Source organism: Bacilliculturomica massiliensis (assembly GCF_900605495.1).
In the GTDB taxonomy this organism is placed as follows: Bacteria; Bacillota; Clostridia; order Peptostreptococcales; family Anaerovoracaceae; genus Bacilliculturomica; species Bacilliculturomica massiliensis.
The window spans coordinates 75,924-88,803 of the sequence record NZ_LR027598.1; the positions used below are offsets into that span (position 1 = coordinate 75,924).

Annotated in this window: 13 protein-coding genes; 12 read left to right on the forward strand and 1 reads right to left on the reverse strand. The window is 56.5% G+C overall.

Annotation, left to right across the window (positions count from 1 at the left end; translation table 11 throughout):
- Positions 1-15: 15 nt before the first annotated feature.
- The 12 genes from E0E37_RS02080 to metG all read left to right on the forward strand — a co-directional run bounded on the left by E0E37_RS02080 (position 16) and on the right by metG (position 11,483).
- Positions 16-909 (forward strand): DUF6282 family protein, encoded by an 894-nt coding sequence (locus tag E0E37_RS02080; RefSeq protein WP_130861323.1) that lies wholly within the window; start codon positions 16-18, stop codon positions 907-909.
- A 17-nt stretch (positions 910-926) separates the two neighbouring features.
- Positions 927-1,265: a cupin domain-containing protein gene (locus tag E0E37_RS02085; protein ID WP_130861324.1), complete on the forward strand. Its 339-nt coding sequence runs from the start codon at positions 927-929 to the stop codon at positions 1,263-1,265.
- A gap of 35 nt (positions 1,266-1,300) precedes the next feature.
- The gene (locus E0E37_RS02090; RefSeq protein ID WP_130861325.1) at positions 1,301-2,074 is read left to right on the forward strand and encodes an HpcH/HpaI aldolase family protein; all 774 of its coding nucleotides are present in this window, start codon (positions 1,301-1,303) and stop codon (positions 2,072-2,074) included.
- Positions 2,075-2,136: 62 nt separating this feature from the next.
- Complete coding sequence (nhaC, locus tag E0E37_RS02095; protein WP_130861326.1) at positions 2,137-3,555, forward strand: Na+/H+ antiporter NhaC; 1,419 nt, start codon at positions 2,137-2,139, stop codon at positions 3,553-3,555.
- 501 nt (positions 3,556-4,056) lie between these two features.
- Positions 4,057-5,214, forward strand: a complete 1,158-nt coding sequence (locus tag E0E37_RS19045) for a flavodoxin (protein WP_130861327.1) — start codon at positions 4,057-4,059, stop codon at positions 5,212-5,214.
- Between the two features lie 59 nt (positions 5,215-5,273).
- Positions 5,274-6,371, forward strand: a complete 1,098-nt coding sequence (locus E0E37_RS02105) for an aldo/keto reductase (protein ID WP_130861328.1) — start codon at positions 5,274-5,276, stop codon at positions 6,369-6,371.
- Positions 6,372-6,600: 229 nt separating this feature from the next.
- The gene (locus E0E37_RS02110; RefSeq protein ID WP_130861329.1) at positions 6,601-7,491 is read left to right on the forward strand and encodes a LysR family transcriptional regulator; all 891 of its coding nucleotides are present in this window, start codon (positions 6,601-6,603) and stop codon (positions 7,489-7,491) included.
- Positions 7,492-7,588: 97 nt separating this feature from the next.
- A complete protein-coding gene (locus E0E37_RS02115) occupies positions 7,589-7,936 on the forward strand; it encodes a MerR family transcriptional regulator (RefSeq protein ID WP_130861330.1) in 348 nt (115 codons plus the stop codon).
- Between the two features lie 46 nt (positions 7,937-7,982).
- Entirely contained in the window at positions 7,983-8,309 is a 327-nt protein-coding gene (locus tag E0E37_RS02120) for a carboxymuconolactone decarboxylase family protein (RefSeq protein WP_130861331.1), read from the forward strand.
- 12 nt (positions 8,310-8,321) lie between these two features.
- The gene (locus E0E37_RS02125) at positions 8,322-8,804 is read left to right on the forward strand and encodes a flavodoxin (protein WP_130861332.1); all 483 of its coding nucleotides are present in this window, start codon (positions 8,322-8,324) and stop codon (positions 8,802-8,804) included.
- A gap of 11 nt (positions 8,805-8,815) precedes the next feature.
- The gene (locus E0E37_RS02130) at positions 8,816-9,253 is read left to right on the forward strand and encodes a cupin domain-containing protein (RefSeq protein WP_207302906.1); all 438 of its coding nucleotides are present in this window, start codon (positions 8,816-8,818) and stop codon (positions 9,251-9,253) included.
- Between the two features lie 205 nt (positions 9,254-9,458).
- Entirely contained in the window at positions 9,459-11,483 is a 2,025-nt protein-coding gene (gene metG / locus E0E37_RS02135) for a methionine--tRNA ligase (RefSeq protein ID WP_130861333.1), read from the forward strand.
- A gap of 204 nt (positions 11,484-11,687) precedes the next feature.
- Here the strand turns inward: metG and E0E37_RS02140 are convergent, their stop codons facing one another.
- A complete protein-coding gene (locus E0E37_RS02140; protein ID WP_130861334.1) occupies positions 11,688-12,728 on the reverse strand; it encodes an alcohol dehydrogenase in 1,041 nt (346 codons plus the stop codon).
- Between the last annotated feature and the right edge of the window lie 152 nt (positions 12,729-12,880).

The following is a 12,880-nucleotide window of genomic DNA, read 5'->3' on the forward strand; positions in this document are numbered from 1 at the left end:
AAGAAGGCGAACAACATGTTAACAGATAAACAGATATTGGACGGACTGATCGACCTGCACATTCACGCCGGTCCGTCGGTCATGCCCAGAGAAGTGGACGCGGCGGAAATGCTGCGGGAGGCGGAGGAGGCCGGATACCGGGCCTTCGTAGTGAAGGATCACTTCGCCCCTACCGTCATGACGGCGGACGTTCTGCAGAAGCACATGGCCACGGGAAAGACGCAGGTCTTCGGCGGCATCGCGCTGAACAACTCTGTGGGAGGGCTGAACGTAAAAGCTCTGGACGCGGCCTACGCCATGGGGGCGAAGATCTTCTGGATGCCTACCGTGTCCACGGACAATCACATCAAGGCGCACACGGGCACAGGTGTAAAATTCCCCAGCTCCAAGGGTATGACTGTAAAAGAAAGAGCCATGACTTACATAGACGCCGACGGACAGCTGGCGCCGGAGGCTCTGGAAGTGCTGGAATACGCGGCGAAGAAAGAAGATCTGATCATGGGAACGGGTCACGGCAGTCTGGCCGAGGTGGACGCCGCCATCTGCAAGGCAGCTGAACTGGGTGTGACGCGCATCCTGGTCAACCACCCCTTCTACATGATCGGCGCCGATCTGACGCACATGAAAAAATGGGCGGAGCTGGGCGCTTACATCGAGCTGAACGCCACGGTCTTTGTACCGGAATCCAAGTTCTGCTCCACGCCGATGAGCGTGGCGAAGGAGATCCTGGAGAACATTCCGAAGGAACGCGTGGTCATCGACAGCGATTACGGACAGAACGGAAACGGCAGCGTGTCAGGTGGACTGCTGCGCTTCATCCGCATGCTGATCGACGAATGCGGATTGAGCGACGGAGACGTGGAGCTGATGGCAAAGAGAAATCCGGCGAAGCTGCTGGGACTGGAATAGCAAGAAAGGAGTTCGTCATGATCGAAGTAAACCAGAACAACTTTAACGATATCGAGTGGGAGGACGTCAGAGAGGGCGTCAGAAGAAAGATCTACACCGGAGAGGGCGCTACCATGGGCCTCAACGAGCTGCAGCCGGGACACGAACCCAAGCCCCACGCCCACCCATACGAGCAGATCGTCTACATCCTGCAGGGAGAAGGAGATTTCAACGTTGACGGGGAGGTGTATCACCTGACCCCGGGGGGCCTGCTGGTCATCCCGAAGGATGTGACTCACTTCATCACTGTTACCGGCACTGAGCCTGTGCTGAATCTGGACATTTTCACACCGAAGAGACTGGACTATATCCGGTAGCAGGAATGTGACTGGAGTTTCGGAGGAGGAAACGCATGAAGATAAAAGAACGGCTGAAAAACAAGGAGACCGTGTACGGGACCTTTGTAAAGCTGAACTGCCCTCAGATCGTGGAGATGCTGTCCTTTGCGGGACTGGATTTCATCATCATCGACATGGAGCATTCCACCATCAGTCACGAGGCTGCGGAAAACCTCATGCGGGCGGCGGGGGATATGGACGTTATCGTCCGCGTCCCGGCGGCTGCGGAGGAACACGTGCTGCACGCCCTGGACGCAGGAGCGTCGGGCGTTCAGGTACCGGGCCTTCAGCGGGCTTCAGAGGCGGAGCAGGTGGTCGGCTGGGGGAAGTATTTTCCCATGGGCGGACGGGGTCTGTCCTTTGCCCAGCGGTCCGCGCGCTACGGTTTTGTGGATAAAGACCAGTATATAGAGGAAAAGAATGAAGAGAGCCTGTTCGTCTTTCACATCGAAAATAAAGAGATGGTGGAGGAAATCGACAGGCTGTGCGAAAATCCGCAGGTGGACGTACTGTTTATCGGGCCCATGGACTTGAGTCAGTCCTACGGAACGCCGGGAAACGCCGGCAGCGAGCCCGTTCAAAAGGCCATACAGACCGTCATGGAAGCCGCGAAGCGCCATGACAAGGCAGTGGGCATTTTCGCTGCACAAATCGGGGATATAGAGAAGTACAAGAGACAGGGGATTCAGTACATTGCCGCCGCGTCCGACATCGGATTCTGCAAAGCGGGAGCGTCTGAATATATGAAGACGGCCAGCGCGCTGCAGGAAAGCGCGCCGGGTATTTAAAAACATAAAGGTATACAACACACAGTCATGGGTGAAGAGCCCATTCATGAGAGGTAATAGGCATGGAAAACAATAAGACCCCTAAAAAGCCATCTCTGGCACAGTCTATCCTGATCCTGATCTGCGTAATTGGAGCTGTCGCCGCGGCGATCCGCACGGGCGTAGGCATACAGATGGCCCTGGCCCTGGGCGCGTGTATCGCCATCGTGGGCGCGCTGGTTCTGGGAAACAAGTGGAATGATATTCAGAATAATATAATCAAAGTGGTCGGCGACTCTGCCGTCACCCTGCTGATCCTGATCAGCGTAGGTATGATGGTGGGCATCTGGATCATTGGAGGAACCGTTCCGTCCCTGCTGTATTTCGGACTGAAGCTCTGCTCGCCGGCCATCATCGTGCCGCTGACCTTCCTCCTGTGCGCGGTGACCTCGCTGTTCACAGGGACGTCCTTCGGCGCCATCGCCACCATGGGTCTGGCCCTCTTCGGCGTGGGACTGGGCATGGGGATCTCCGCGCCGCTGATGGCGGGCGCCGTCTGCGCCGGTTCCTTCTTCGGCGATAAGATGTCTCCGCTCTCCGATACCACCAACGTGGCGGCGGTCATGTCCGGCACAGACCTGTACGATCATATCGGATCCATGCTGCGGACCACCGTGCCCGCCGCGGTGGTAGCCACCGTTTTATACGCTGTTTTCGGTATGAGAGCGGCCTCCGCCAACGCGGACCTGAGTTCCGTGGAACTGATGAAGACCACCCTGGCGGAGAACTTCAACATCTCTGTCATCGCGCTGATCCCGGCGCTGGCGGTGCTGGTGGTATCGGCTCTGAAAGTGCCGGCGGTGCCCGCGCTGCTGGGATGTACCGTGGTCAGCGGAGCATTCGCCATGGTCCTGCAGGGAGTGGACCTGCAGGCTACCCTGTCCGCTGCTATGAACGGCTTCGTGTCCGATACCGGCGTGGATCTGGTGGACAAGATCCTTTCCAGAGGCGGAATGGCCTCCATGTACGGAACTGTGGCGGTGATCATCCTCTCGGCCACCATGGGCGCAGCCCTTGAACAGAGCGGCATCATCAAGGCCATCGTGGATGACGGCCTGCTGAAGATGGTGAAGAAACCCAGAGGTCTGATCCTCTCCACCATGGCGTACTGCTATACCCTGATGCTGATCTCCGGCCATCAGGTGATGCCCATCATCCTGGGCGGCCGTACTTTCCGTCCGGCCTACGACGAGATGGGGATCCAGTCCCGTGTACTCTCCAGAACGCTGGAGGACACTGCCACCATCGGCGCGCCCCTCGTTCCCTGGGGAACCTCGGCCATGTACATGATGGCGGTGCTGGGCATAGGGACCTCCTATATTCCCTACGCCTTCCTGAACTACATCGTTCCCCTGTTTGCTATCCTGTACGCATGCACGGGCCTGTTCATCTGGAAGACGGACGGCACCACAGTGAAAAATACCGCCGCCGCTGCGAAATAGAGCGTGCTGCCAAACAGCGTGGAAAGAGCGGCGGCCCTGCTGTGGACAGGCGCTGGTCACCGCTGTCAAGGTGGTGGAAAACCTGGGCAATTGAAGAAAGAACGGGGCGGATCATATACCCCATATACACAAAAGAGGCTGCGGATTTTCCGCGGCCTCTTTGCGCTTGCTCGGCAGGGACCTTGTTTTTAGAATGGCTGCCGGCTTTTTATCTGGATTCAATGAGCATCTTCAATGCGGTTTGGGCATGACTGGCGATCCGTTATAAGCATTAGACATTTCGTTTCTCTGATCTTAGACTGTTAATAAGGGATCCGCCGGCTGGCGGGAAAGTCCTGTGCTCTGTTACCGGTTTTGTATGCACAGTCCGGCCGAACAGGCCGGGAAGGATGGAACATGAACGAGATCCGGCATATGGGGCGACGGGGCCATATTATCAACTGAAGGTATCGCTTATAAATGTAAAAAACGCAGTAACAGGATGTTGAAAGGAGTACAAAGATGAGAAAAAAAGCATTTTTATTTCTGATGACTGTGGCCCTGCTGTTGGCCGTGGCCATTCCGGCTATGGGGGCAGTGGAGGACACCGGCTTTGCCGACGTGGACGCGGGCGCGTGGTATGCGGACGCGGTAGAGTATTGCAGGGACAACAGTCTGATGAACGGCACTACGGATACTGCCTTTGAGCCGGAAGCCGCCATGACGCGCGCTATGCTGGCCACTGTCCTGTATCACGCAGCCGGCTCTCCCCAGGTCGCCGCCGCCAGTCCCTTTACGGACGTTGCGGAAGGAAGCTGGTATGCCGACGCGGCCGTCTGGGCGCAGCAGAACAACGTTATCAGCGGGTATGGCGGCGGGCTGTTCGGAACCGACGACCCGGTGACCCGAGAGCAGATCGCCACCATGCTCTGGAATTATGAAAACAGTCCATCGGCTGAAAGGGGCAGCGATTTTGCCGACGAGGGCGCGATCTCCTCTTACGCATCCACAGCGGTGGACTGGGCGCGGGCCGAGGGCATCGTCAACGGCAAGGAAGGAAACCGCTTTGATCCTCAGGGCAATGCAACACGTGCAGAGGTAGCCGCCATGCTGTTGAACTACATGAGCAAGAATAATTCTGCAGCGCCCGCACCTGATCCGGAGTCCACTTCCGCCGCCGGCATTGGGACGAAGATCCTGGTCGCCTACTTTTCAGCCACAGGAAACACCAGGCCGTTAGCGGAATATGTATCCGACGCGTTGGATGCAGAACTGTATGAGATTATCCCTGAGATTCCCTACACCGCCGCCGATCTGAACTACGGCGACTCGTCCTCCAGAGCCACCGTCGAAATGAACGATCCATCCGCCCGTCCGGCGATCTCCGGTTCTGTGGAGAATATGGAGGAGTACGACGTCGTTTTCCTGGGCTATCCTATCTGGTGGGGGCAGGCTCCCAGGATCGTCGGCACTTTTCTGGAAAGCTATGATCTCAGCGGAAAGACTATCGTTCCGTTTTGTACCTCCGGAAGCAGCGGCATCGGCTCCAGCGCCATGGATCTGCACGATCTTGCCTCCGGGGCGGACTGGCTTTCCGGACAGCGTTTCAGCAGCGGCACCTCGCGTTCCGCAATGGTGAACTGGATCAACGGTCTGGACCTGGGCGTTACCGCGGAGTAGAGTTTGACCGGTTTTCCGGCTAAGGACAAGGGCTTATCATATTAAATGGAGGAAATATCATGAAATATCGAAATCTCCCACGGGGGGCGGAACAGATCAGCATTATCGGACTGGGTACCAGCTCCATCGGTATGGCCGGCGAAGGCGAGATCGAGGAAACCGTCGCTTATGCTTTGGAAAAGGGCGTCAATTTCTTTGATATGGCGTCCGCCGAGGCAAAGCCCTTCGCGGCCTACGGCCGCGCCCTGGCCGGGAGTCGTGAGAAAGCATTTTTTCAAATACACTTCGGTGCGGATTACACGTCGGGCAAGTACGGCTGGACGGTGGATCTGGACGCCGTCAAACGATCTGTTCACTGGCAGCTCAACATGCTGAAGACCGATTATATCGATTTCGGATTCATCCACTGTGTCGACGAGCTGTGCGATCTGGAAAAGATCAAGTCCGGAGGCGTTCTTGCATACGTACAGGAACTTAAAGCCCAGGGCGTGGTGCGGCATATCGGTCTGTCCTCTCATACCCCTGAACTGGTCAACAGGGTGTTGGACGAGACGCCCGTCGACATGGTGATGTTCAGCATCAATCCCGGTTACGATTACAGGCACGGCGATTACGCCATCGGCAGCGCAGACGAGCGCATGGATCTATACCGCCGATGCGAGGCGGAAGGCGTGGGCATCTCCGTGATGAAAGCTTTCAGCGGAGGCCAGCTGCTGGATGCCGGGACCTCGCCCTTTGGGCAGGCGCTCACGGAATATCAGTGCATACAGTATGCTCTGGATAAGCCCGGGGTACTGAGCGTTCTCCCCGGGATCCGGAACAAGGCGGATCTGCAGCGTATTTTAGGATTTCTGGATGCCGCGCCGGAAGAAAAGGACTATTCTGTTCTGGGTACTTTCACGCCCGGGGACGCGGTGGGGAAATGCGTTTACTGCAATCACTGCCAGCCCTGTCCGGCCGGACTGGATATCGGACTGATCAACAAATATTACGATCTTGCAATGGCAGGGGATGAACTGGCAAAAGAGCATTACAACAAACTGGAAGTGAAGGCCGGGGCCTGTCTGGACTGCGGGCACTGTAATGTGCGCTGTCCGTTTCATGTGGATCAGTCGAAAAGAATGAAGGGGGAGATCCTCTCATATTTTCAGCAATGAGCCGCTGACATTGAGAACCGGATCGGGCTGCGCGCCGGTCAGTTCCTGATGCATCTCTGATCATCAGTCTGACGAAGCTGCTGAACGGCAGGAGCGGCGGGTGCTGCAAAGCATGTGATGGTGAACGGAGAAAACCAAATGATATAGAGATACGGCATGACTGACTGCGAGATATGTTGGACCGGTGCGCCCCGCAGTGCTATACTCGTGGTAGAAAGGGGGCGTGCTTATGGAACTTCGCGTTTTGAATTATTTTTTGATGGTTGCCCGGGAGGAGAATATCACAAAAGCGGCTCAGCTGCTGCACGTAACGCAGCCGACGCTCTCACGCCAGCTCATGCAGCTGGAAGAGGAACTGGGCGTGAAGCTGTTCCAGCGGAGCAGCCACTGCATTATTCTCACAGAAGAGGGCATGCTCTTAAAACGCCGCGCGCAGGAGCTGCTCACACTGGCGGAAAAGACAAAGCAGGATCTCATGCAGAAGGATACGCAGCTGTCCGGAGAGATCGCCATCGGCTGCGGCGAGCTGCAGAGCGTGGATTGGCTCTCTAAGCTTCTGGCTCGATTTCAAGGGGAGAATCCGCTGGTTCACGTTAGTCTATACAGCGGGAATGCGGACAGCATCAAGGATCGCATCGAAAACGGGCTTCTGGATATGGGACTTGTCCCCGAACCGGTGGATATCACCAAATACTCCTTTGTGCACGCGCCGCAAAAGGAGATCTGGGGAGTTCTGGTCCACAAAGATTCCCCGCTGGCCGGAAAGCGGACGGTCGGTCCGGCCGATCTGGCCGGTCAGTCCCTGATGTTTTCGAATCGCGATCTGGTCCGGGATCTCATCGCCAACTGGTTTGGCGATGATTTTGACGATCTGCATGTTGCGGCCCGGTATAATCTGCTGTACAACGCGGCGATCATGGTGCGCAATAAAATCGGCGCGGCGATCTGTCTCAAACTGGATTGCAGCTACGACGACACCTGTTTTGTTCCCTTTTCGCCCCCTCTTGAGAGCGGTTCCGTGTTGATATGGAAAAAAGATCAGTTTGCCTCGCCGGCGGTAACAGAATTTCTGGCTCTGGCAAAAGAATGCATAAAAAGCATTTCTCAAGATTCTGTATAAGTTTTGGACATATCATTGGCGATCTTTTATGATGAAGGCGTATCGGAGAGGAAGCGCCCTTATTTTACACTGTATTTGGAGAGGAGCAAACGCCGGCATGACGAAGACGGAAGCAAGCGCGCTTTACAACATTCCTGTGGAGGTGCTGGACGAATATGAGCGCTGGGGCCTGTGCGGCGAGGTAAAAAAAGTCATGGGCGCCTGGCAGTATGACCACATGGATATCGAGCGGCTAGGCATGATCATGACCCTGCACGACATAGGTTTTGGCAACGAGGATATTGAAGAGTATATGCGCCTGATGTCAGCAGGCGATTCCACCGAAAAGGAGCGGCTGCGGATCCTGAATGAAAAGCGCAGCCACACGCTGAGCGAGATCCATTTTCGGGAGAAGCAGCTTGAACGGCTGGATTATCTCCGATTCAAAATGGGCAGAGATAAGTAAAAGTTATGGGCCGGCTGACGACCGGACAAGGGAGAGGAAGATCATCATGGAAAAACAGACCGCGGGACATGACGAACTCGGAGAATTTGCCCCGAAATTTGCGGAGCTGAACGACGACGTACTGTTCGGAGAGGTATGGGCGCGGGAGGATAAACTTTCTGCCCGTGACCGCTGCATTGTGACCGTGACCGCGCTGATGTCAAAGGGAATTTTGGACAGCTCCCTGCAATACCACATCGGCAACGCGAAAAAACACGGAGTCACTTCCGAAGAAATGGCGGAGATCCTGACACATGGAGCCTTTTACGCAGGCTGGCCCAACGCCTGGGCGGCCTTCCGGATGGCGAAAGAAGTATACGGCGAGAAAGAATAAGGAGGAAAGATCATGAGCGATAAAAAGATTTTGGCAGCGTACTTTTCCTGCAGCGGCGTGACGGCAAAGGCCGCGCGCACGCTGGCGGAGGCGGTAAACGCGGATCTGTATGAAATCAAGCCGGAGGTCCCTTATACTCCGGCGGATCTGAACTGGAACGATCCCAAAAGCCGCAGCAGCGTTGAGATGAAGGATCCAGGATCCCGCCCGGCCATTGCGGGCAGGGTAGAGGATATGGAGCAGTACGGCGCTGTCTTTGTGGGATTTCCCATCTGGTGGTATGTAGCGCCCACTATTATCAATACCTTTCTGGAAAGCTATGATCTTTCGGGCAAAATCGTCATCCCCTTCGCCACCTCAGGCGGCAGCGGGCTGGGCAAGTCGGAGGAGAGACTGCGGGCGTCCTGCGCCGCCGATTTCCGTCCCGGCAGGCTGCTGAACGGCGATCTGTCGAAAGAGGATCTTGCAGCCTGGGCGGAGAAGCTGGGTCTGTAGGAGGAAACGTAATGAAAACGGAGGAGCATATTATGACCGGGGAAAATGAAAGAGCGGGACTTTTTGGACTGGGGCAGCCTAACGACGCCTTTGCCCAGTATTTTGTCGGACAGAGCTATCTCAATCCGGTCACTACAGAGGGCATAGGCATATTCAACGTCACCTTTGAGCCGGGATGCCGCAACAACTGGCACATCCACCACGCGACAAAAGGCGGCGGGCAGATCCTGCTGTGCATATCCGGCCGGGGCTGGTATCAGGAGTGGGACGGGGAGCCGCGGGAGCTGAATCCCGGCGACGCCGTGGTCATTCCGCCGGAGGTCAAGCACTGGCACGGGGCGGCGCGGGACAGCTGGTTTGCTCATCTGGCCATCGAAGTGCCCGGCGAGGACAGCTCCAACGAATGGTGCGAGGCGGTGACTGACGAGGCGTATTCCCGCTTGAAATGAAAAAAGGGAGGGGTCCGGCAATCGAACCGAGCGCTGTGAAAGACAGGGCGCAGTTTGGATCGACGGGCCCTTTTCTTTTAGTTTTTCTTGATTTTTGGACAAGATATGGGTATAGTTTTAGATAAAGCACAAAACCCGGAGTTTTTCCGGGTTTTTATCAAAAAGTCGCCGCACTCATTCGTGCCGCGCAAAAGGAGAGATGAAAATGAGCGATACCAAGAAGAAAGAAAAGTATTATGTCTCAACCCCGATCTATTATCCCAGCGCCAACCTGCACATCGGGCATACCTACTGCACGGTCATGGCCGACGCCATGGCGCGGTTTAAGAGACTGCAGGGTTATGACGTAATGTTTCTGACCGGAACGGACGAGCATGGCCAGAAGATCCAGAAAATCGCGGAAGAAAATCACACTACGCCGCAGGCGTACGTGGATAATGTGGTGGGAGGGATCAAGGAGCTCTGGAAGACCATGGAGATCTCCTACGATGACTTTATCCGCACCACGGAACCGAGACATCATAAAACCGTGCAGACGGTGTTCAATAAGCTGTACGAAAAGGGAGATATCTATAAAAGCGAGTACGAGGGACTTTACTGCACGCCCTGCGAATCCTTCTGGACCGAAACGCAGGCTGTGGACGGCAAGTGCCCTGACTGCGGCCGCCCGGTGGAAAAGGCCAAGGAGGAAGCGTATTTCTTCCGTCTTTCCAAATATCAGGACAGACTGCTGGACCTGTTGGAAAACACGGATTTTCTGCAGCCGGAGAGCCGCAGAAATGAAATGGTCTCCTTCGTGAAACAGGGGCTTGAGGATCTGTGCATCTCCCGCTCCAGTTTTGACTGGGGCATCAAGGTGCCGGTCAACGAAAAGCACGTGATCTACGTCTGGCTGGACGCGCTGTCCAACTATCTGACGGGCCTGGGCTATCCGGACACAGAGGGCGAGCTGTTCCAGCGTTACTGGCCGGCCAACGTCCATCTGGTGGGCAAGGAGATCGTCCGGTTCCACGCTGTCATCTGGCCGGCTCTGCTCATGTCGCTGGAGCTTCCGCTGCCTGATCATGTGCTGGGTCACGGCTGGATCCTGCTGGAGGGCGGCAAGATGTCCAAATCCAGAGGCAATATCGTGGATCCGGTAAAGCTCATCGAGCGTTACGGCGTGGACGCCCTGAAATATTTCCTGCTGAGAGAGTACACCTTCGGACAGGACGGTCTGTTCACCAATGAGGTGATGCTTTCCCGCATGAACTTCGATCTGGCCAACGATCTGGGCAATCTGCTTTCCAGAACGGTCTCCATGATCGAAAAATATAACGGCGGCGTCGTTCCGGGACCGGGAGCCGACGAGGGCCCCGACGCGGAACTGAAGGAGCTGGCCGTCACCACGGCGGACCGGGTCAGCGCATATATGGATAAGTTCAGCTTCAGCCAGGCGCTGGAGGAGATCTGGATCCTGATCAGAAGAACGAATAAATATATCGATGAGACGGCCCCCTGGCTGCTGGCCAAGGACGAGACCAACAAGGAGCGGCTTTCCACAGTGCTCCACAATCTGGCCGAATCCCTGCGGATCTCATCCATCCTGATCTATCCCTTCATGCACACCACGGCCACCCGGATGAGAAAGCAGCTGGGCCTGTGGTACGCGGACGTGGTCTGGGAGGACGCCTACACTTTCGATATGATGAACGGCGATCAGGTGAAAAAGGGCGACGCGCTGTTCCCGCGTCTGGATATCGAGAAGGAACTGGCCGAGCTGGAGGCCATGAAGCAGGAGCAGATGGCAGAGGCCGCGGAAGCGGCGGAGGCCGGCGGGGACGGCAGCTGCGGCGCGGGCGCTTCTGCGGATCCCGCTGTCTCAAAGGAAGCCGGCGAGGCAGAGGGCGACGCCCCTGAGATCCCCTACAAAGATCCCATCGACTATGAGGATTTTGCAAAGATCGACTTCCGGGTAGGCCGGGTGCTGGAGTGCAAAAAGCATCCCAAAGCGGACAAGCTGCTGATCTTTAAGATCAAGATCGGAAAAGAAGTTCGTCAGATCATCTCCGGCGTGGCCGAGTGCTTTACGCCAGAGGAGTGCGTGGGGAGAAAAGTAGTCGTTGTGGCCAACCTGAAGCCCCGGAAGCTGAGGGGAGAGGAGTCCAACGGCATGCTGATGTTCGCCGACAACGGCGACCGCTTTGAGTTTGTCACCACCATAGCCAGGGACGGAGAGATCGTCAGCTAGAGTTGGAAAGATCGTGGGCCGGAGACGTGTTTCCGCCGCCGGTCATCGATGACAGATCCAATGGAAATAGAGATCGAGACAGAATCGAATCAGAAGTTAAAATGTCGACCGCTGGTCGACCTGAAACGCCGCCCGGGCAAAGCCTGCGGGCGGCGTTTTTATGGGGCGGAAGCCGGTGGATAAGGCCGGACGGTTTTGATCCTTTTATGGCCGCACGGCCACCTTGATCACGTTATCCCGCCGGTTTTCAAACAGTTCAAAGGCTTCTTCGATCCGGCTGAGGGGATAGGTATGGGTGATCAGGGGCGTAGTGTCGATGCGGCCGGCCTGGATGAGCCGGAGGATATCTGCACAGTGGCAGCCGTCCACGCCGCCGGTCTTGAAGGTCAGGTTTTTTCCGTACATTTCCGGAAGGGGGAGCATCTGCGTTTCCTCGTAGAGCGCGACGATGGTCACAGTTGCGTTGGGCCGGGCGCACTGCCAGGCCAGCCGGAAGGTCTCGGCCGTTCCGGCCGCCTCCAGCACCGAGTCCGCTCCGCCGTGAGCGCTGTGCTCCCGGACGAAGGCCGCCGCATCCGTGCTGTGAGGGTCCACGGTCAGCACGTCAGGATAGTGATCTTCTACAAAACGCCTCCGGACCGGATCTGTCTCGCAGACGATCACTCGTCCGGGAGATTTCAGCAGAGCGCAGAGCAGCGTGCAGATCCCTGTGGGTCCCGCGCCGATGATGAGGACCGTGTCGCCGGCGCCGATGTCTGCGATCTCCGCCGCCCAGTAACCTGTGGCCAGCACGTCGCCCACAAAGAGCGCCTGCTGATCGGTCACGCTGTCAGGAATGAGGTCCAGTCCCTGATCGGCGCAGGGAACGCGCACGTATTCCGCAAGCCCGCCGTCGATGCGGCAGCCCAGCGCCCATCCGCCGTTGGGATCTTCGCAGTTGTTTACATAGCCGTTCCGGCAGAAAAAGCAATCTCCGCAGAATGTCTCTACGTTGACGGTCACCCGGTCTCCGGGCCGAAACTTCGCCACGGCGGAACCGACGGATTCCACAACGCCCAGCATCTCGTGGCCCACCGTGATCCCCGGGACCGCCCGGGGCACGGAACCGTGCTTGATGTGAAGATCGCTTGAGCAGATGCTGGCAAGGGTCACCCTGACGATCGCATCCCCGGGGGCCAGCAGCACGGGCCGGGGTTTTTCCAACAGTTCAAATTTTCCTTTTTTAATATACGTATAAGCGAACATAGTCGGCATCCATCCTTTCCATTTTATTTTACATGATTTCTTTGGACATTGGAATATAGAATGATATACTATAAATTGCACTGAGACGGCGCGCCGGAGACTCCATGGGGAAACGCTGAGGTTTTCTTGTTGAAGAGGCCGCCGGAGGATCT